Source organism: Bradyrhizobium sp. 147 (genome assembly GCF_023073935.1).
GTDB lineage: Bacteria > Pseudomonadota > Alphaproteobacteria > Rhizobiales > Xanthobacteraceae > Bradyrhizobium.
The window spans coordinates 21,359-39,949 of sequence record NZ_JADPKL010000117.1 but is presented as its reverse complement, the minus strand read 5'-3'; the positions used below and the strand labels follow the sequence as shown (position 1 = coordinate 39,949).

Annotated in this window: 17 protein-coding genes and 1 pseudogene; 11 read left to right on the top strand and 7 right to left on the bottom strand. The window is 64.1% G+C overall.

Annotated elements, in window-relative coordinates; genetic code table 11:
• The first annotated feature begins 27 nt into the window (after window positions 1-27).
• Window positions 28-849, top strand: coding sequence for an invasion associated locus B family protein (locus IVA87_RS28575; protein WP_247295120.1), 822 nt, complete (start codon window positions 28-30; stop codon window positions 847-849).
• A gap of 76 nt (window positions 850-925) precedes the next feature.
• Here the strand turns inward: IVA87_RS28575 and hspQ are convergent, their stop codons facing one another.
• On the bottom strand, window positions 926-1,258 hold the full coding sequence (hspQ, locus tag IVA87_RS28570; protein ID WP_008564941.1) for a heat shock protein HspQ: 333 nt from the start codon (window positions 1,256-1,258) through the stop codon (window positions 926-928).
• Window positions 1,259-1,363: 105 nt separating this feature from the next.
• Between hspQ and IVA87_RS28565 the strand changes: the two genes are divergently transcribed.
• On the top strand, window positions 1,364-2,317 hold the full coding sequence (locus IVA87_RS28565; RefSeq protein WP_247295118.1) for an AEC family transporter: 954 nt from the start codon (window positions 1,364-1,366) through the stop codon (window positions 2,315-2,317).
• 6 nt (window positions 2,318-2,323) lie between these two features.
• On the opposite strand, the gene IVA87_RS28560 is transcribed toward IVA87_RS28565, so the two are convergent.
• A complete protein-coding gene (locus tag IVA87_RS28560) occupies window positions 2,324-3,508 on the bottom strand; it encodes a UbiH/UbiF family hydroxylase (protein ID WP_247295116.1) in 1,185 nt (394 codons plus the stop codon).
• An 86-nt stretch (window positions 3,509-3,594) separates the two neighbouring features.
• Here IVA87_RS28560 and pcsA point away from each other — a divergent pair, with 86 nt between their 5' ends.
• The 3 genes from pcsA to IVA87_RS28545 all read left to right on the top strand — a co-directional run bounded on the left by pcsA (window position 3,595) and on the right by IVA87_RS28545 (window position 6,143).
• On the top strand, window positions 3,595-4,362 hold the full coding sequence (gene pcsA, locus IVA87_RS28555; protein ID WP_247336222.1) for a phosphatidylcholine synthase: 768 nt from the start codon (window positions 3,595-3,597) through the stop codon (window positions 4,360-4,362).
• On the top strand, window positions 4,359-5,093 hold the full coding sequence (locus IVA87_RS28550) for a TerC family protein (RefSeq protein WP_247295112.1): 735 nt from the start codon (window positions 4,359-4,361) through the stop codon (window positions 5,091-5,093). The genes pcsA and IVA87_RS28550 overlap by 4 nt, the downstream gene beginning before the upstream one ends.
• Before the next feature lie 75 nt (window positions 5,094-5,168).
• Window positions 5,169-6,143: a quinone oxidoreductase gene (locus IVA87_RS28545; RefSeq protein ID WP_247275650.1), complete on the top strand. Its 975-nt coding sequence runs from the start codon at window positions 5,169-5,171 to the stop codon at window positions 6,141-6,143.
• A gap of 167 nt (window positions 6,144-6,310) precedes the next feature.
• Here the strand turns inward: IVA87_RS28545 and IVA87_RS28540 are convergent, their stop codons facing one another.
• Window positions 6,311-7,507, bottom strand: coding sequence for an acetylornithine transaminase (locus IVA87_RS28540; protein WP_247336219.1), 1,197 nt, complete (start codon window positions 7,505-7,507; stop codon window positions 6,311-6,313).
• 329 nt (window positions 7,508-7,836) lie between these two features.
• Window positions 7,837-9,155, bottom strand: a pseudogene (gene rimO, locus IVA87_RS28535) (30S ribosomal protein S12 methylthiotransferase RimO).
• A 115-nt stretch (window positions 9,156-9,270) separates the two neighbouring features.
• Here rimO and IVA87_RS28530 point away from each other — a divergent pair.
• The 6 genes from IVA87_RS28530 (at window position 9,271) to IVA87_RS28505 (ending at window position 15,877) form a co-directional block, all read left to right on the top strand.
• Complete coding sequence (locus IVA87_RS28530; protein ID WP_247336216.1) at window positions 9,271-9,804, top strand: Imm21 family immunity protein; 534 nt, start codon at window positions 9,271-9,273, stop codon at window positions 9,802-9,804.
• Window positions 9,805-9,987: 183 nt separating this feature from the next.
• A complete protein-coding gene (locus IVA87_RS28525; RefSeq protein ID WP_008564898.1) occupies window positions 9,988-10,578 on the top strand; it encodes an ANTAR domain-containing protein in 591 nt (196 codons plus the stop codon).
• A complete protein-coding gene (locus tag IVA87_RS28520) occupies window positions 10,575-11,738 on the top strand; it encodes a CmpA/NrtA family ABC transporter substrate-binding protein (protein ID WP_247295104.1) in 1,164 nt (387 codons plus the stop codon). The genes IVA87_RS28525 and IVA87_RS28520 overlap by 4 nt, the downstream gene beginning before the upstream one ends.
• Window positions 11,739-12,075: 337 nt before the next feature.
• A complete protein-coding gene (locus tag IVA87_RS28515) occupies window positions 12,076-13,857 on the top strand; it encodes a NirA family protein (protein ID WP_247295102.1) in 1,782 nt (593 codons plus the stop codon).
• Entirely contained in the window at window positions 13,854-15,464 is a 1,611-nt protein-coding gene (locus tag IVA87_RS28510) for a sulfite reductase subunit alpha (protein ID WP_247336211.1), read from the top strand. Before IVA87_RS28515 ends, IVA87_RS28510 begins: the two co-directional genes overlap by 4 nt.
• A 260-nt stretch (window positions 15,465-15,724) precedes the next feature.
• Window positions 15,725-15,877: a hypothetical protein gene (locus IVA87_RS28505; protein ID WP_247295099.1), complete on the top strand. Its 153-nt coding sequence runs from the start codon at window positions 15,725-15,727 to the stop codon at window positions 15,875-15,877.
• On the opposite strand, the gene IVA87_RS28500 is transcribed toward IVA87_RS28505, so the two are convergent.
• Genes IVA87_RS28500 through pxpB form a run of 3 tightly spaced genes read right to left on the bottom strand, consistent with a single transcriptional unit; the run spans window position 15,878 to window position 18,446 of the window.
• Window positions 15,878-16,648: a 5-oxoprolinase subunit PxpA gene (locus tag IVA87_RS28500; protein ID WP_247295097.1), complete on the bottom strand. Its 771-nt coding sequence runs from the start codon at window positions 16,646-16,648 to the stop codon at window positions 15,878-15,880.
• A gap of 32 nt (window positions 16,649-16,680) precedes the next feature.
• Window positions 16,681-17,718, bottom strand: a complete 1,038-nt coding sequence (locus tag IVA87_RS28495; RefSeq protein ID WP_247336209.1) for a biotin-dependent carboxyltransferase family protein — start codon at window positions 17,716-17,718, stop codon at window positions 16,681-16,683.
• Window positions 17,715-18,446 (bottom strand): 5-oxoprolinase subunit PxpB, encoded by a 732-nt coding sequence (gene pxpB, locus IVA87_RS28490; protein WP_247295093.1) that lies wholly within the window; start codon window positions 18,444-18,446, stop codon window positions 17,715-17,717. The genes IVA87_RS28495 and pxpB overlap by 4 nt, the downstream gene beginning before the upstream one ends.
• Window positions 18,447-18,591 lie beyond the last annotated feature (145 nt).

The following is an 18,591-nucleotide window of genomic DNA, read 5'->3' as shown; positions in this document are numbered from 1 at the left end:
CTTCCCGTTCAGAAAGGGTTTTCCGCAATGAATTTCCGTTACTTGGCCGCGTCCGTCCGGCCGCGCGGGCGACTTCTCGCCCTGTTGACGGCGACGGCGTTGGCCGTTCCGTTTGCCGCTGAGGCCCAGGCTCCCGCACCGGCTCCCGGCGCGCCCGCGCCAAAGGCGACTCCGGCCCCGAAAGCCGCGCCGAAGGCTGCCCCCAAGGCTCCGGCGCCGGCGGCCTCACCGCAGGCCCAGCAGGCTCCGGCGCAGGGCGGCCAGCAGCAGGGCGCAGCCCAGCCGGCCGATCAGCAGATCCAACTGATCTATGCCCCCTGGACCAAGTTCTGCCTGAAGGGTCAGGACGCCAACGCCAAGCAGGTCTGCTTCACCGGCAAGGACGGTCGCATCGAGTCGGGCCAGCCGGTCATCGCCGCCGTGATCATCGAGCCCGAAGGCGAACCCAAGAAGATTCTGCGCGTGACGCTACCGCTCGGCATGCAGCTGGTGCACGGCACCCGCATCATCGTGGACAGCAACGCGCCGCTGCAGCAGCCCTATGTGATCTGCTTCCAGAACGGCTGCATGTCCGATTACGAGGCCACGCCCGAACTCATCAACAGCATGAAGAAGGGCCAGAACCTCGTTGTCCAGGCGATCAATGCCAATGGCGCGCCGCTGACTCTGCCGCTGCCGCTCGCCGGCGAATTCCAGAAGGCCTATGACGGTCCGCCGACCGACCCGAAGGTGTTCGAGGAAACCCAGAAGAAGCTTCAGGAAGAGCTTCAGAAGAAGGCCGAGGAGCAGCGCAAGAAGCTTGAGCAGCAGGGCACGCCTCCCGGCACAGCTGCGGCTGGTCAGAAGTAATCGGAACCACATCCAAACATGAAAAAGGCGCTCGGTTTGAGCGCCTTTTTTGCGGGCTGCTTGCTGGCGGCGAATTTCAGTTCAGCGACGGATTGCGCGGGCGATAGCCGCCGGCCTTGTCCTTGATGAAGATCTCGGCAACCTGTGAATGCCGGACCGGCTCGCCGGAATCGTCGGGCAACAGATTCTGCTCCGAGACATAGGCGACGTATTCCGATTCCGCGTTCTCCGCGAGTAGGTGATAGAACGGCTGGTCCTTGTGGGGCCGCACCTCCTCGGGAATCGAGAGCCACCACTCCTCGGTGTTGTTGAATTCCGGATCGATGTCGAAGATCACGCCCCGGAACGAGAAGATCCGGTGGCGCACGACCTGTCCGATCTGGAATTTGGCGGTCCGCGCTTTAATCATCCCCCGTCGATAGACCAGGATTGTGGCCGATGCTAGTGGCCTTACCGGAATTAACCTTCGCGTCAGGGGTGGATAGCCCCCAAGTCTTCAGAAAACACTTCATCAATGGTCAATATCCTCAATCTGGCCCTACCTTATTTCGGCTTGATCTTCGTCGGATTCGCCTGCGGAAAGGCCAAGTCCCTGCCGGAATCGGGCCTCGCCTGGATGAACTTCTTCCTGCTCTACGTCTCGCTGCCGGCGCTGCTGTTCGCGATCATGTCAAAGACGCCGTTTGCGGAGCTGAACAATCCGCCGTTCCTGGTGGCGACCACGCTGGCGACGGTTGCGGCGTTCACGCTTGCGCTGGCCGTCGGCAAGGGTCTCGGCCGGCTGACGCTGCGCGAGGCGACGCTTGCGGGCCTCTCCGGCGGCTACGGCAATATCGGCTATATGGGGCCGGGCCTGGCGCTCGCAGTGCTCGGGCCGAAGGCGTCGGCGCCGACTGCGCTGATCTTCTGCTGCGACAGCATCTTCCTGTTCACGATCGTGCCGCTCTTGATCGAGCTGTCCGACCGCGACCATCCCTCGCTCGTCCACGCCTTGGGCGTCGTGCTGAAGCAGATCGTGCTCAACCCGCTGATCATGTCGGCCTGTTTTGGCGCAGCGGTTGCAGCGCTGCATATCGAGCTGCCGGTTGCACTCGACCGCACCATCACCTTCCTCCAGAACGCAGCTGCGCCGACCGCGCTGTTCGTGCTCGGCGTGACCGTGGCGCTGCGCCCATTCGACCGCGTGCCCTGGGAGGTGCCGGGCGTGATCGCGGTCAAGCTCCTGATCCATCCGCTCACGGCATTCGGCCTGATGCTGGCGTTCGGTCCGTTTGCGCAGCCCTGGGCCGCGACCGCCGTACTGATGGCCTCACTGCCACCGGCACTGAATGTGTTCGTGATCGCTCGGCAGAACGATGCCTGGATCGAATCCGCCTCCGTTGCGGTGCTGCTCGGCACCTTCGCATCGGTGGTCACGCTGACCAGCGTGATGTGGGCGATCCAGAGCGGCCGGCTGGCGTTTCCGTAAGTCGGCTTACCTTCGCCACGTCGGCGTCAGGCCCTCGCGCATCGCAAAGCGACGGAGCGGGCCGATGGCACCGAGCAGGTGCATGCCAAGGGCGCGGACCGGCTGCAGCGGCAGGAAATCGTTGAGCAGGGAGCGGTTGGCCATGTCGATTGCAAAGGTCCGGCTCAAGACGTCCGGACGCCGCGCCCGGTCGTAGCGCTTGAGCACGTCGCTCGCGCCCGGATCCCGGCCTGCTGCGAGAGCCTCGCCCGCGACCCGGGCGATGTCGGCGGCATCGCGCAGGCCGAGATTGAGGCCCTGGGCACCGATCGGGGGAACCACATGGGCCGCCTCTCCGACGAGCGCGATACGGTCATGGCCGAAGGATCTTGGACGCTCGATCGCCAGTGGGAACAGGTTGCGGCCGGGCTCGACCGTCATGCGTCCCAGAATCGAATGCGACTGCTTCTCGATCGCGGCGGACAACTCCTCGTCACTCAGGCCGCGAAGCCGCTCAGCCTCCGCCGGCGCCGCGACCCAGACGATGCTGGAGCGATCGCCGGGCAGGGGCACGAACACGCAGGGACCGTGCGGCGTGTGGAACTCGGTCGAGACATTGCGATGCGGCCGTGCATGGCAGACGTTGAAGGTTAGCGCGGTTTGCGTCAGCTCGCGCCGCGTCACCGCGATGCCGGCAGCCTCGCGGCACAGCGAATGCCGACCATCGGCGCCGACCACGAGCCGGGCCGAGAGGAATTGCGCCGAGGCCGTGCGGATGGCGACGGCGTCGGATTCGATCAAGACGCTTTCCGCCTCGTCGTCGAAACGGACGAGGTGGGGGAGTTCGGCCGCGCGTTCTTCGAGCGCCAGCATCAGCGAACGATTGTCGATGTTGTAGCCGAACGCGTCGAGACCGATTTCGTGACAGGAGAAGCGGACCTCCGGGGCACGGAAAAGCCGGCCGGTGTCGTCGACGAGGCGCATTACCTCGAGCGCGGCCGCCTTGTCCTTGCAGCGCGACCAGACGCCGAGGCTCTCCAGAAGATCGACGGAGGCCCCCAACAGCGCGGTGGTGCGGTTGTCTGCATAGGGCACGCGGCGCGCCACGAGCGCGGTCCGCGCACCCGCCTGCGCCAATGCGATCGCCGCTGCAAGTCCTGCCGGTCCGCCGCCGATCACGGCGGCGTCATGGAGTGTCGATGCGTCTGTCATGGAAGGACAATTGACACGCTCCGCGGCAAATTCAAGCCCGCTGATTTTGCCTGATTTTATGACGAATTGCGCAAGGGCGCGCCGCAATGGCGGATGTGCAAATCGGTCTCATTCTGGTAGCAGAAGCCATGGACAGCCAAGAGGATTCCCTGAAGCCCAGCCCCGCGATCCGCGCCGCGGCGTTCTCGGTGCACATCTTCACCGCGTTCGGTGCGGCGATCGCGCTGTTGGCGATGCTGGAGGCCGTGCGCGAGCACTGGGCAGCGATGTTTCAGTGGCTGGGCGTTGCTCTGATGATCGACGCGATCGACGGTCCGATCGCGCGCCGGCTCGACGTCAAGAAGGTGCAGCCGAACTGGTCGGGCGACGTGCTCGATCTCGTGGTCGACTTCGTCACCTATGTCTTCGTGCCGGCTTACGCGATCGTCGCCAGCGGGCTGTTGCTGCCGGTCGCAGCTCCCTTGCTCGGCGTCGCCATCATCGTCACCAGCGCATTATATTTCGCCGATCTGCGCATGAAGGCGGACGACAATCATTTCCGCGGCTTCCCGGCACTGTGGAATGCGGCGGCGTTCTATTTGTTCCTGCTGCACTGGCCGCCGCTCTGGTCGACGTTGCTGATCGCCGTGCTCGTGGTGCTGACCTTCGTGCCGTTTCACGTGCTGCATCCGGTGCGCGTCGTGCGGCTGCGCTGGCTGACGATGTCGTTGATTGCTATCTGGGCGCTGCTCGGCCTCTACGTGCTGCAGATGGATTTCCGCGTCGGCACCGGTGTGACAATCGTGCTTTGTGCCATCGCGCTCTGGATCAGCTTCAGCGATGCCCTGATACGACTGGTAAGATCCTTCGCATGATCGATCTGCTCACCAGTCCCGAAGCCTGGGCCGCGCTGCTGACATTGACGGCGCTCGAGATCGTGCTCGGCATCGACAACGTCATCTTCCTGTCGGTGATCGTCTCGCGCATTCCGGAGACGCAGGCGCATCGCGCCCGCCAGATCGGGCTGGCGCTGGCGCTGCTGTTCCGCATCATCCTGCTCAGCCTCCTGGTCTGGCTGATCGGCCTGACCGCGCCGGTGTTCGCCGTCAAGGGTTACGCCTTCTCTTGGCGCGATCTCATCCTGATCGCCGGCGGCCTGTTCCTGATCGCCAAGGCGACGCACGAGATTCACGGCGAGGTCGAAGCCGATGACCGCGAGGGCGACGAGAGGTCCGCCGGCAACGCCTTCTTCTGGGTGATCGTCCAGATCGTGATCATCGATATCGTGTTCTCGCTGGACTCGATCATCACCGCGATCGGCATGGCGCAGGACATCGAGATCATGATCGCGGCCGTCGTGATCGCCTGCGTGATCATGTACATTTCGTCGGGGCCGGTGTCGCGATTCGTCGCGGAGCATCCGACCACCAAGATGCTGGCGCTCGCGTTCCTGGTGCTGATCGGCGTCGCGCTGGTCGCGGACGGATTCCAATTCCACATTCCGCGTGGCTACATCTATTTCGCGATTGCGTTCTCGGCGGCGGTCGAATTCTTCAACGTGCTGGCCAAGCGCAACCGCAGGAAAGCCGGCACGCCGTCCGTCTAGCCGTTCCTAACTGGGTCGAGTTGACAAGGCGGGCGCGATGCCGTTCGCTGAGCCGCGAGAAGAGGAGGTCAGGTGATGACCAAAGCCGTCCGTGTGCACAAGGTCGGAGGCCCCGAGGCCCTGGTCTATGAGAGCGTCGACGTGCCGGCGCCCGGGCCCGGCGAGGTGCGCATCCGCCAGCACGCGGTCGGCCTGAACTTCATCGACGTCTATTACCGTACCGGCCTCTACAAGGCGCCGGGATTGCCCTTCATCGCCGGCAACGAGGCCTCGGGCGAGGTCGTCGCGGTGGGACCGGGCGTCACCAATTTCCATCCCGGTGACCGCGTGGCCTATTATCACAATCTCGGTGCCTATACCGGCGAGCGCAACATCCCCTGGGAGAAGCTGGTCAAGCTGCCCGACCACATCACCCACGAGCAGGGCGCCGTGCTGATGCTGAAGGGGCTCACGGTCTGGTATCTCTTGCATAAGACCTTCAAGGTCGAGCCGCATCATCGCGTGCTGATCCACGCTGCCGCCGGCGGCATCGGCTTGCTTGCCTGTCAATGGGCGAGGGCGCTCGGGGCCCACGTCATCGGCACGGTGGGTTCGCGCGAGAAGGCCGAGCTTGCGGAGGCCAATGGCTGCGACCACGTCATCCTCTACAACGAGGAAGACTTCGTCGCGCGCGTCAAGCAGATCAGCCGCAACGAGGGTTGCGACGTGGTCTATGACGGCGTCGGCAAAGCGACCTTCCCGGGCTCGCTGTCCTGCCTGAAGCCCCGCGGCATGTTCGTCTCGTTCGGCAATGCCTCCGGTCCCGTGCCGCCGTTCTCGATCGCCGAGCTCAACAATCACGGCTCGCTGTTTGCGACGCGGCCGAAGCTCAACGACTATGTCGGCAAGCGCTCGGAATTGCTGGAAGGCGCCGACACGCTGTTCGCCGCCGTCATTAATGGCAAGCTGCACGTGCCGATCAACCACGCCTACGCGCTCAAGGACGCCGCGAAGGCGCATATCGAGCTGGAAAGCCGCAGGACGACGGGCGCGTCGATCTTAAAGCCGTAGGTTCTTCCGTCGTCACCCGCTCCGGTGTCTCGGACAAGCTGCAGCGCGCAAGCGCTGCGCGGCGTAGAGCCGGGACCCAAATGCGCACCGTGCAGAGAGATGGGGCCCCGGCTCTGCAGCGCACCGCCGAAGGGGCGCTGCGCTGCGTCCGGGGCACGAGACGCGTCTTACGCCACCCGCCGTGCCGCGCCGGCCTTGGTCAGAATCCCGTCGAGACAATCGATCATCTCGGCGATCTCGGCCCGCGTGACGTTCAGCGCCGGCATGAAGCGCAGCGTGTCGACCTGCGGCGCGTTCAGGAGCACGCCGGCCTCGAACGCCTGCGCGACGATCCCAGGCGCGATCGGCAGCTTGAGGTCGAGCGCCAGCAGCAAGCCTCGGCCCCGCACGCCGCCAAGCCCATGCCGGGCGGAGACTTTCTGCAGCTCGCTTTCGAGCAGCAGACCGGTCTCGGTGACCGACTTCAAAAAGTCCGGCTTGCTGACCGCTTCCAGCACCGCAAGCCCCGCCGCGCACATGATCGGGTTGCCATTGAACGTGCCGCCCTGATCGCCATGCGCGAAGCAGGAGGCGCGTTCGGTCGCAAGCAGGGCGGCGAGCGGCACGCCGCCGCCGATACCTTTGCCGAGCGTCATGATGTCGGGTGAAATCCCGGTGTGCTCGTAGTGGAAGAGTTTTCCGGTCCGGCCCATGCCGGTCTGAATATCGTCGAAGATCAGCAGAAGGCCGTGCGACTCGGCGAGCGCGCGCAGCTCTTGCAGGAACCGATCGCTCGCCGGCCACACGCCGGATTCGCCCTGGATCGGCTCGAGCATCACAGCGACGGTGTTGTCGTTGATCAGCTTCTCGACCGAGGCAATGTCGTTGAGCTTGGCCTTCTTGAAGCCAGCGACTTTTGGCTCGAACAGCGGCTCGAACGCCTTCTTGCCCGAGGCCGACATCGTCGCCAGCGTCCTTCCGTGGAAGCTGCCTTCGAAGCTGACGATCTCGAACGCGCCGCCCTTGTGGAGGCTGCCGTATTTGCGCGCCAGCTTGATGGCGCCCTCGTTGGCTTCCGCGCCTGAATTGGCGAAGAACACCTGGTCGAAAGCGCTGCCTTCGACCAGAGCCTGGGCGAGCTTGAGGCTCGGCTCGTTGTAGAAGGCCGGGCTGGGCGTCAGCAGCCGCTTGGCCTGCGCGGCGAGCGCATCGGCGATCGCGGGCGGCGCATGGCCAAGGCAGTTCACGGCCCAGCCCTGCACGAAATCGAGATAGCGCTTGCGGCTGTCGTCCCAGAGGTAGGAGCCGGCGCCGCGGACGAACACGGCCTTGGGTCGTGCCGTGATGTCCATCAGCGCGTCATACGGATGGGTGGCGGTGGTCATGTCGAACTCCTCTGGAGGCGGATGGAAAAGACGCGCGAAAAACAAGAAGGCCGCACTTTGCGGGTGCGGCCTTCTCGAAAACTCTGCTGAATTCAGGCGATCAGCGGCGTCGTCGGACATGGCGCAACCCATCATCGTCGCGGGTGCGACGACGGAAAGCTGCGCGGCGGTGGGTCCGAGAGTTGATCATGGGGCGCGTCCCTACAGCCGAACGGGAGGGCTTGTCAAGCGGACGTTTTAGAAAGCACGCGCCTGGCGTGTGTCAGTCAGGTACGAAGCGCGGCTTCCTCGGTGTCTTCGCCGGATGCAGGTCAAGTTTTGACGAGCCGTCAGAATCCCGCGACGCTGCCGTGCAGATCGTATGCGTCGGCGCGCTCGATCTTGGCGGTGACGATCTCGCCGACGCGCAAGGGGCGGCGGCTGGAGAGATAGACGGCACCGTCGATCTCGGGCGCATCCGCCTTGGAGCGGCCCTTTGCCACCGTCGGGCCGACCTCGTCGATGATGATCTGCTGGCGTGTGCCGACCTTGCGCTTCAGCCGCCGTGCCGAGATCTTCTGTTGGCGGGCCATCAGCGCATTGTAGCGCTCCTGCTTAATCTCTTCCGGGACCGGGTTCTCGATCGCATTCGACGTGGCGCCCGCGACCGGCTCGTATTTGAAGCAGCCGACGCGGTCGATCTACGCTTCATCCAGCCAGTCGAGCAGATAGGCGAAATTGGAATCAGTCTCGCCGGGGAAGCCGACGATGAAGGTGGAGCGCAAGGCGAGATCGGGACATTCCTCACGCCAGCGCTTGATGCGCGCCAGGGTCTTGTCCTGCGCGGCCGGGCGCTTCATCGTCTTCAGCACCTCGGGGCTCGCATGCTGGAACGGGATGTCGAGATAGGGCAGCACCTTGCCCTCGTTCATCAGCGCGATGACCTCATCGACATGCGGGTAGGGGTAGACATATTGCAGCCGGACCCAGGCTCCGAGCTCGCCGAGCTCGCGCGCGAGATCGAGGAATTTGGCACGGACCTGGCGATCCTTCCACGGGCTCTCGGCGTATTTGAGATCGATGCCGTAAGCGGACGTGTCCTGCGAGATCACCAGCAGCTCCTTGACGCCGGCGCCGACCAGGCGCTCGGCCTCGCGCAGCACGTCATTGGCAGGGCGCGAGACGAGGTCGCCGCGCAGCTTCGGGATGATGCAGAAGGTGCAGCGATTGTTGCAGCCTTCCGAAATCTTCAAATAGGCGTAGTGGCGCGGGGTCAGCTTGATGCCCTGCGGCGGCACCAGGTCGAGATGCGGATTATGGGCCGGCGGCAGCGCGCGATGCACGGCGTCGAGCACGCTCTCATATTGCTGCGGGCCGGTGATGGAGAGCACGCCCGGATAGGCCTGCTCGATCTGCTCGGGTTCCGCGCCCATGCAGCCTGTTACGATCACCTTGCCGTTCTCGGCCATGGCCTCGCCGATCGCCGAGAGCGATTCCTGCTTGGCGCTTCAAGGAAGCCGCAGGTGTTGACGATGACGATGTCCGCCCCGTCATGCTTGCGGGCGAGCTCGTAGCCCTCGGCGCGCAGGCGCGTGATGATGCGCTCGGAATCCACCAATGCCTTGGGACACCCTAGGCTGGTAAAAGAAATGCGCGGCGCTCTTTCCATGAAGCTCGGATCGGGTTTGTTGGGATCAAGCGCTTCAAGTAATTGATGCTATAGCAAAATTCAACCGCCGGACGTCTCCCGGCGATTAGAAAGTTCCTTGTGCTATGAGATGCGCATGATCCAAACACGCAGCTGGATAGCGACGAGCGGCGGTCCTCACCTGCTGATTGCCGATGAACAGCTCTCGCATTGGCGGGGTCTTGAGGGATGGCACGATCATACAGCTGACCAGAGCGACTATGCCCGCGCGTGCAGAGTAACGACGTGGTTGGGGTCAATTGCCTGCCACCATGGCAAAGCCGTTGTGTTGTCTGGTGATGCCGGCGACATCGCATGGTACTCCAACGATCATGCCGACGGCGGTTTTCTCGTTCAATGGATTGGCGTTGATGATGAACGACTCATCGAACCTGCATTGCGCACCCCACAATTGCGTGACCTTTTGGAAGGCTCAGCCGCTGAGCAACTTGAATGGGAGACAGCTGCGTCCGGCAAGATGTGGCTGATTGATGCAGCAGATCGAGGCTGTGATCTGAGCGGCAACCATCAAGCTCTCGCGTTGCTGCCAGGCAGCTATCTCGCGAAGGCTGCGTATTACCGTTCTTCCGGGCTGTCGATGGTCGTTCGGGAAGTCTGCCGGTCTCGCTGAAGTTCGAGAACAGGCGCTGCTCGGGCGCACCCGAGTGACACGAAGCTGACCTTGGGCGCAGCCGTCTGATCCATATCTGAACTGCCTGATTGACGGCCTGAGCTAGTCCCAATTGCCCACAATTACAACCCTTTGCAGGGCGTTCCGGCGTGCTATGGATGAATCACCTGCCGTGAGTGAGCTATGAGCGCCGAACAGTCGCCCAAAATCGTGATCGTCGACGAAAGCCCGATCCGGGCTGCGATCCTGGAGGAAGGATTGCGGGAGGCCGGCTTTACGCAGGTCGTCCATATCCGCGAGATGCAGAGCCTGCTTGCCCGTATTTATGCGGTCGACCCCGACATCATCCTGATCGATCTGGAGAACCCCAGCCGCGACGTGCTGGAGGCGATGTTCCAGGTGAGCCGCGCCGTGAAGCGGCCGATCGCGATGTTCGTCGACCAGAGCGATTCCGCCTCGATCCAGGCCTCGGTCGAGGCGGGGGTGTCCGCCTACATCGTCGACGGGCTGAAGAAGGAGCGCATCAAGCCGATCCTCGACCTCTGCGTGTCGCGTTTCAACGCCTTCGCCAAGCTCCAGGAGGAGCTGGAACGCACCAAATCGCAGCTCGAGGACCGCAAGATCATCGAACGCGCCAAGGGCATCCTGATGAAGGTGAAGGGCCTCACCGAAGACGAAGCCTATGTGCTGCTGCGCTCCACCGCGATGCGCGAGAAGAAGAAAATCGGCGAGATCGCGCAGTCGATCATCACCGCGTCGGAGATGCTGAAATGACCGCGCCCCTTCGCATCGGGTTCATTCCGCTGGTTGATGCCGCCGCCCTGATCGTCGCCGTCGACAAGGGCTTTGCCGCTGCCGAAGGGCTCGAGGTCGAGCTGGTGCGCGAGGTGTCCTGGTCCAACGTCCGCGACAAGCTCAATATCGGCCTGTTCGACGCTGCGCATCTGCTCGCGCCGGTCGCGATCGCGTCCTCGCTCGGGCTCGGCCACGTCAAGGTGCCGATCGCCGCGCCCTTCAATCTCGGCATCAACGGCAACGCGATCACGGTGTCGCCGGCGCTCCACGCCGCGCTGATGGAGGAGATCGACGGCGACCGCTTCGATCCGCTTGTCACCGCCAAGGCGCTGGCGCGAGTGGTCGCCAAACGCCGCAAGGCCGGCGCCGATCCGCTCACCTTCGGCATGACATTCCCGTTCTCGACCCACAATTACCAATTGCGGTTCTGGATGGCGGCGGCCGGCGTCGATCCTGATGAGGACGTGCGCCTCGTCGTGCTGCCGCCGCCCTACATGGTCGACAGTCTCAAGAGCGGGCACGTCGACGCATTCTGCGTCGGTGCGCCCTGGAACTCGATCGCGGTCGATCTCGGCATCGGCCATATCCTGCATTTCGTTTCCGACATTCTGGTGCGGGCGGCGGAGAAGGTCCTCGCCGTCCGCCAGGTCTGGGCCGACAAGCATCCCGACCTGGTCGCCAGCCTCGTGCGGGCGGCGGTGAACGCGGCCGAGTTCATCGAGCATCCGGAAAACCGGATCGAAGCGGCGCGGATTCTGGCGCAACCGGAGCGGATCGGCGTCGATGCCGAAGTCATCCAGCGCACCCTCACAGGACGTCTGAAGATTTCGCCGGACGGGACGTTCCGCGAGAGCGGCCGCTACCTGCTGGTCGGGCGCGAGGAGGCTGGGCGTCCCGATCCGGTCCAGGCCGCCTGGCTCTATGCGCAGATGGTACGTTGGGGGCAGGCGGCGTTGAGCCCGGACGGCGCCAAGACGGCGATGGCGGTGTTCAGGCCCGACCTTTACGATGCCGCCCTCGGCCGCCGCCAGCCCGACGAAGCCCCGGCGGCATTTGGGGCCTTTGCCGGGCCGGCATTCGATGCTGACAACATCCTGCAACATCTAGAGGCCTTCAACGTGGGGCGTTGGAAGGCCTGATCGTCTCTGCATAATTTTCAGGCAGTCCAGCTCATCGACTATATTTTGAGCTGACTGCTCGAATTTCATGAGGTGATCCGCGACCGGAATGTTCCGGAGCTGCTGCTAAGTGATTGAATTCTCCATTTTTCTTATTTCGTCGAAGCTGGCACGCAACTTGAATGTTGCACTGCGGCCAGCTTGTCACAGGTGCCTGCTGAGCCGAAACCCGCAGCAACGAAGCTGATCGGACCGTTGGGTAACGAGGCCGGCTCTTGGAGCCAGCCGAGATACCTCGCGGGTCGTGCCAATTTCCATCGATACCACCTCGGTGGCCGCAGGAGCTTCGTTACCGACCATGAAAATCGATACGCTCGCAGTCGACTTTACCGACGAGCAGAAACGCTATCTCGAAGGCTTCACGACCGGTCTGCAGATCAGCCGCGTCGGTCGCGGTCTCGGCGGCGGCGCCGCCAAGGCGAGCGCCGAGCCCACCGGTCCCGATGCCGTGCACATCAAGGCGCAGGACAAGGTGATCGCGTCGGGCAAGAAGCTTGCCGACCAGGAGAAGTTCAAGCGCGAGGAACATCCTTTCGATGCCTATCCGCGCCTACGTCAGCAGGCGCTCGACAACGCGCCGCCGAGCCCGGCGGACAATTTCCGCTGGCGCTATTACGGCATCTTCTATGTCGCGCCGACGCAGGATTCCTACATGAGCCGTTTGCGGATTCCTAACGGCATCATGAAGCACTGGCAGCTGTCCGGCCTTGCCGATCTCGCCGACGAACTCTGCGGCCCTTACAGCCACGTCACCACGCGCGCGAATCTCCAGCTCCGCGAGATTCCGCCGAAGAACGCGGTGAAGCTGATCGAGGGCATCCAGGACCTCGGCCTGTGCTCGCGCGGCTCCGGCGCCGACAACATCCGCAACGTGACGGGAACGCCGACGGCGGGAATCGATCCGCAGGAGCTGATCGACACGCGGCCCTATGCGCGCGAGTGGCACTATCACATCCTCAATGACCGCTCGCTCTACGGCTTGCCGCGCAAGTTCAACGTTGCCTTCGATGGTGCCGGCAGGATCGCGGTACTCGAGGAGACCAACGACATCGCATTCACCGCGTACGAGGTGAAAGACGGTTTCGGCGTCGAGCCCGGAGTCTGGTTCCGTCTCGGTCTCGGCGGCATCACCGGCCACAAGGATTTCGCCAAATATTCCGGCATCATCGTCAAGCCGGAGCAGGCGACCGCGGTCGCCGACGCGATCGTGCGCGTGTTCATCGACCACGGTGACCGCACCAACCGCAACAAGGCGCGTCTGAAATACGTGCTCGACAGCATGGGCCATGACGGCTTCCTCAAGCTGGTCGAGGAGCGATTGAAGACGCCGTTCACGCGCGTGCCCGAAGAGGCCTTTGCGCCTCGGCCGGCCGCGGACCGCATGGCGCATGTCGGCGTGCACAAGCAGAAGCAGGACGGTCTCAACTGGATCGGCGTATCGCTGACGCTCGGCAAGCTCACCTGCGATCAGATGCGCGGCCTTGCCAAGATCGCACGGGATCTCGGCGACGGCGAGATCCGCCTCACGGTCTGGCAGAACCTGCTGATCTCGGGCGTGCGCAACGAGAATGTCGAGCTTGCCATCGCGGCGATCAAGCAGATCGGGCTCGCGGTCGAGGCCTCGCATATCCGCGCCGGCCTGATCGCCTGCACCGGCAATGCGGGCTGCCGCTTCGCCGCGGCGAACACCAAGCGCCATGCCGAGGAGATCGGTGACTGGTGCGAGCCGCGCGTTCCGATGGACAAGCCGGTCAACATCCATGTCACCGGCTGCCACCATTCCTGCGCCCAGCACTACATCAGCGACATCGGTCTGATCGGGGCGCGCGTGCCTGTCAACGAGGAGGACACGGTCGAGGGCTATCACCTCTTCACCGGCGGCGGGTTCGGCCCTGACGCGGAGGTCGGGCAGGAGGTCTATCACGACCTCAAGGCCGAAGATGCGCCGAAGACGGTCGAAGGACTGCTCAAGGCCTATATCGCCCATCGTTCGTCTCCCGATGAAACCTTCCTGTCCTTTGCGCGCCGCCATGACGGCGAAACACTGCGCAAGCTCGCCGATGCACAGGTGTCCGCATGAACCAGATCACGCCTCCGCCGAAACTCGACATCATTCCCGCCAGCGCACCGTTCTCCGATGCGCAGCGTTCCTGGCTGAACGGCTTCTTTGCCGGCCTGTTGTCGCCTGACGCCGCCGCGCCGCTGTCGGCAGAGCAGGGCGCCGCCGTCATGCAAGGCGCCGCCGGTGACGGCGACGACGGCGAAGCGCCGTGGCACGACCAGACCATGCCGATTGCCGAGCGGATGAAGCTCGCCGAGGGCCGTCCCCTGCGCCGCAAGATGATGGCGGCGATGGCGCAGCAGGATTGCGGCCAGTGCGGCTACAATTGCCACGATTATTCGGAAGCCATCGCGAGCCGCAGCGAAGCACGGCTCAACCTCTGCGTTCCCGGCGGCAAGGAAACCGCGCGAATGCTGAAGTCGCTGTACGAGGAGCTCGACAAGGCACCGGCGGCCAAAGCGGCGGACAAGCCGGACACGGCCGCGCCAGCCGTGACCGTGACCATCGCAGAGCCGGGCCGCTCGCGCGACAACCCCGTGCCCGCGACTTTCCTGTCGCGCCGTCTTCTCAACAAGGGAAAGTCGGAAAAGGAGACCTACCACATCGAGTTCGATCTCTCCGAGAGCAGGCTCGACTACGTCGTCGGCGACTCCTTTGGTGTGTTCGCACGCAACGATGTCGGCCTCGTCGACCAGATCATCGCGCTGCTCGGCGCCTCCCACACCACCAAAGTCAACGGCAAGACGTTGCGCGAGGTGCTGATCGAGGATGCCTCGCTGTCGCCGGCGCCGGACACGCTGTTCGAACTGATCTCCTTCATCACCGGCGGCGCGGCGCGCGAGAAGGCGCGGGCGCTGGCGCAGGGGGAGGATCCCGATGGCGATGCGGCGACGCTCGACGTCATGGCCGCGCTCCAGAAGTTTTCGGGCACGCGGCCGCATCCGGAGGCCTTCGTCGAGGCGCTGGAGCCGCTTCAGCCGCGGCTCTATTCGATCTCGTCCTCGCACAACGCGACGCCCGGAAAGCTGTCGCTGACGGTCGATTCGGTGCGCTACGTTGTCGGCAAGCGCAAGCGCCTCGGCGTCGCCTCGACCTTCCTCGGCGAGCGTATCAACGAGGGCGAGAAGCTCAATGTCTATGTGCAGAAGGCACACGCCTTCGGCCTGCCACAGGACCCGAAGACGCCGATCATCATGGTCGGCCCCGGCACCGGCATCGCGCCGTTCCGCGCCTTCCTGCTCGACCGCAAGGCTACCGGCGCGCCCGGCAAGAACTGGCTGTTCTTCGGACACCAGCGCAGCGATTGCGACTTCTTCTACCAGGAGGAACTCAACGCAATGAAGACCTCGGGTCTGCTCACGCGCCTGTCGCTGGCCTGGTCGCGCGACGGTGAGAAGAAGTTTTATGTGCAGGACCGCATGCGCGAGGTCGGCCGTGAGGTCTGGACGTGGCTTGCCGAAGGTGCGCATTTCTATATCTGCGGCGATGCCAAGCGCATGGCCAAGGACGTCGAGCGCGCGCTGGTCGACATCGTCGCCCAGTTCGGCGCACGTTCGACCGACGAAGCCGTCAGTTTCGTCGCCGAGCTCAAGAAGACCGGCCGCTTCCAGGCTGACGTTTATTAAAACGCCAGAACATCGGGATGAGTCGTCCGATTGATCGGACGGCCTTCCCAGGGTTTGGCCTGGCCGTCATCTTTGCCATCCGAGCCGGTTCCGGCTGCCTCGGAATTTAACGAATGAGATTCTTGGAACCTGCGCTTGCGGAGAATATGTATCCGCAATGGGCCTCCTATGAAGAAGCTCATCGCTTTTTCTGCCGGCGTCTTGCCGGCACCCCGGGTTGATCCTCCATAATCCCACAAATGGGGCGTTGGAGATCGACCATGCGCGAACTATCGGCGGAAGCCAGGCTGCACTTCTACGCGCGTTCGCTCTCGCGTCGGACCAGGACGAGCATGCATCATGTCGCGCTCTATAGCGCGTTTGCCGTCATCGCGGCGATCGTGTTCGGCACGTTGTCGGTGCATCCGTTCTGATCACGCCCCGCGCTTGAACGGCGCGACCTCGATCCCCGCATTGTTCAGCGCCTGACGCACACCGCGCGCGATCTCGACTGCGCCAGGCGTATCGCCGTGGATGCAGACCGTATCCGTGCGCATCTTGATCACCTTGCCGGTAACCGAGACCACCGCGCCATCCTGCACCATGCGCACTACGCGATCGGCGATCGCCGTGGCATCGTGCAGCACCGCGCCGGGTTTCTTGCGCGAAACGAGATTGCCGTCGTCCTCATAGGCGCGGTCGGCGAACACCTCGTGCACCATCGGCAGATTGGCCGCTTCGCCGGCCTTCACCAGCTTCGAGTTCGCGAGCACGACGAAGATCAGGCTGGGATCGACCGCCTTGATGCCGGCGGCGATCGCCTTCGCCGTCATGTCGTCCTCGCAGGCGACGTTGGAAAGCGCGCCATGCGCCTTCACATGGGTCACCTTGTACCCGGCTGCGGTCGCGATCGCCTGCAACGCGCCGATCTGGTAGGCGACGAGGTTCTCGATTTCGGATGCTTTCAGCCCCGCGATCGGATGCCGGCCAAAGCCGTGCAGATCGCGATAGCCGGGATGCGCGCCGACCGAGACCCCGCGCGCTTTCGCGAGCTCCACCGTCCGGCGCATGATGTCAGGGTCGCCGGCGTGGAAGCCGCAGGCGACGTTGACCGAGCTTGCCAGCTCGATCATCGCCGCGTCATTGCCCATCTCCCACGCGCCAAAACCTTCGCCGAGGTCGCAATTGAGATCGACTGTCTTCATGGGGTGCACTCCGCCTCTGGTCTTGTTGCCGTTCACGGTTCCGCGGCGACCTGCCACGTCCCGGCATCGACGGCGCTCACGGCATAGCCCGCAACATTAGCATCGCTGAGCGCCTCGATGTTGAGCGAGATGGTGTCGGCAGAGCGCAGGCGATCGGGCAGGCTGCGGATCAGTTGCGCGAACTTGCGCGCCTCGTCCTGCGCCTCGGCCATGCTGACCGCCTTGAAACGGAACGCGGTTCCCGCCGAAGTCTGCGCGAGCCGGCCGATATCGGCCGTGATGACGGTTGCGATCTTCGGATAACCGCCGGAGGTGCCGCGATCCATCATCAGCACGATTGGTGCGCCGTTGCCGGGCACTTGGATGCTGCCATTGACCGTGCCATCGGAGACGATGTTGTGGCCGTGCAGATGCTTGATGGCGGGGCCCTCGAGACGGTAGCCCATCCGGTCGGAGGTCGCCGAGATCTTCCACTCGCTGTCCAGAAACAGCGTCTTGTTGACGTCGTCGAATTCATCGTCCTGCGGGCCCATCAGAACACGGATCGGGCCGCTCACGGGCTTCGGCAACTCGATCCGCAGCTCGCTCGCGCCGCTCGCGGCATCAACGTTGAATTCGTCGCCGGCCTGGAGCGGGCGCGGGTAGGGGCTGCCGAGGCCCGCGCGCGCATTCACGGCGAGGCTGCCGAACACCGGCTCGCCCTTGATGGCGCCCTCGATCGCGAGATAGGTGAAGGCGCTGCCGCGGGCAAAGCCCAGCGTCAGAGTCTTGCCATCCTTCAAGGTCACCGATGTGTCCATGGCGATCGGATTTCCGGCGACGTCCGCATTGCGCGGCGCGCCCGATATCGCGACGCGCACGGCGCCATCACGTGCGGTGAAAGAGGCGCCGAACGGGCCGATCTCGACGGCGGCCGCAAACGGCCCGTTGCCGACAAGCGTGTTCGCCGCAGCAAGCGACAGCCGGTCCATCGCCCCGCTCACCGTCAGTCCATAGCGCTGCGCGCCGTGGCGGCCGCCATCCTGAACGGAGCTTGCGGGCCCGATGCTGGTGACGACGAGCCGGCTCATGCGACCACCTGGTCGGCGACGATTTCGCCGGCTTCAGCAGCGCGGTCCAGTTCCTCGAACGACTTGTGGTCGATGGCGTAAAACGTCACGCGATCACCGGGTTCGGTGAGGAAGGTCGGATTGCGGTGGAGCTGATAGGTCCGCACCGGCGTGCGGCCCAGAAGGTGCCAGCCGCTCGGGGCGGCCAGGCATTGGATTCCGGCCTGGACGCCGCCGATCGAGATCGTGCCGGCGGGCGTCAGCACGCGCGGATTCTGTCGCCGCGACATGTGGAGAAATTTATCGAGCCCGCTGAGATAGGACCAGCCCGGCGTAAAGCCGATCATGGCGACCTTGTAGTCGCCGGCGACGTGACGGGCGACGATGTCGTCGGGGGTGGTGTTGAGGGCCTTGGCGACATCCTCGAGGTCGATGCCGTGCTCGCCGCCATAGGCGACGGGAATGCGCCAGCGGCGAGCCTTGGTTGCCGGCGGCAGCTTCTGGCTCGCGAGCGCGAGCAGCTTCTCGCCGAGCGCGTCGAAACCGATCTTGCCGGGATCGTAGTGCACCAGCAGCGAGCGATAGGTCGGTACGGCCTCAGTGATTCCGTCGATCGGGTTTGCTGCAAGCGCCTTGTCGAGCGCCAGCACGCGCTGGTTGGCATCATCGTCGATGGTGCGGCTGAACTCGACCGTGACGGCGCTGTCGCCACTGGGCAGAAGGCGGGGCGGGGGAAGCGTCGAGGCCATGAGCTGTCGAAATCGGACTTCTGAAGAATGCGGTCCCCAGCGTTCGAGTTCCGCTTCGTCCTGCTTCGCGTAAATGCGCCCGCAAGTCCAATAAATTAATGCAAGGGGAAGCGATAAAGCCTTGTTATCGCATCGCATAATAGCC

What these genes read in the sequence shown, in the direction of transcription:
- IVA87_RS28565 (WP_247295118.1), top strand. Translation starts at nt 1,364, where the DNA reads ATGGTCAATATCCTCAATCTGGCCCTACCTTATTTCGGCTTGATCTTC.
- IVA87_RS28540 (WP_247336219.1), bottom strand. Translation starts at nt 7,507, where the DNA reads ATGACCACCGCCACCCATCCGTATGACGCGCTGATGGACATCACGGCA.
- IVA87_RS28505 (WP_247295099.1), top strand. Translation starts at nt 15,725, where the DNA reads ATGCGCGAACTATCGGCGGAAGCCAGGCTGCACTTCTACGCGCGTTCG.
- IVA87_RS28510 (WP_247336211.1), top strand. Translation starts at nt 13,854, where the DNA reads ATGAACCAGATCACGCCTCCGCCGAAACTCGACATCATTCCCGCCAGC.
- IVA87_RS28520 (WP_247295104.1), top strand. Translation starts at nt 10,575, where the DNA reads ATGACCGCGCCCCTTCGCATCGGGTTCATTCCGCTGGTTGATGCCGCC.
- IVA87_RS28550 (WP_247295112.1), top strand. Translation starts at nt 4,359, where the DNA reads ATGATCGATCTGCTCACCAGTCCCGAAGCCTGGGCCGCGCTGCTGACA.
- IVA87_RS28500 (WP_247295097.1), bottom strand. Translation starts at nt 16,648, where the DNA reads ATGAAGACAGTCGATCTCAATTGCGACCTCGGCGAAGGTTTTGGCGCG.
- IVA87_RS28530 (WP_247336216.1), top strand. Translation starts at nt 9,271, where the DNA reads ATGATCCAAACACGCAGCTGGATAGCGACGAGCGGCGGTCCTCACCTG.
- pxpB (WP_247295093.1), bottom strand. Translation starts at nt 18,446, where the DNA reads ATGGCCTCGACGCTTCCCCCGCCCCGCCTTCTGCCCAGTGGCGACAGC.
- IVA87_RS28575 (WP_247295120.1), top strand. Translation starts at nt 28, where the DNA reads ATGAATTTCCGTTACTTGGCCGCGTCCGTCCGGCCGCGCGGGCGACTT.
- pcsA (WP_247336222.1), top strand. Translation starts at nt 3,595, where the DNA reads ATGGCGGATGTGCAAATCGGTCTCATTCTGGTAGCAGAAGCCATGGAC.
- IVA87_RS28515 (WP_247295102.1), top strand. Translation starts at nt 12,076, where the DNA reads ATGAAAATCGATACGCTCGCAGTCGACTTTACCGACGAGCAGAAACGC.
- hspQ (WP_008564941.1), bottom strand. Translation starts at nt 1,258, where the DNA reads ATGATTAAAGCGCGGACCGCCAAATTCCAGATCGGACAGGTCGTGCGC.
- IVA87_RS28545 (WP_247275650.1), top strand. Translation starts at nt 5,169, where the DNA reads ATGACCAAAGCCGTCCGTGTGCACAAGGTCGGAGGCCCCGAGGCCCTG.
- IVA87_RS28560 (WP_247295116.1), bottom strand. Translation starts at nt 3,508, where the DNA reads ATGACAGACGCATCGACACTCCATGACGCCGCCGTGATCGGCGGCGGA.
- IVA87_RS28525 (WP_008564898.1), top strand. Translation starts at nt 9,988, where the DNA reads ATGAGCGCCGAACAGTCGCCCAAAATCGTGATCGTCGACGAAAGCCCG.
- IVA87_RS28495 (WP_247336209.1), bottom strand. Translation starts at nt 17,718, where the DNA reads ATGAGCCGGCTCGTCGTCACCAGCATCGGGCCCGCAAGCTCCGTTCAG.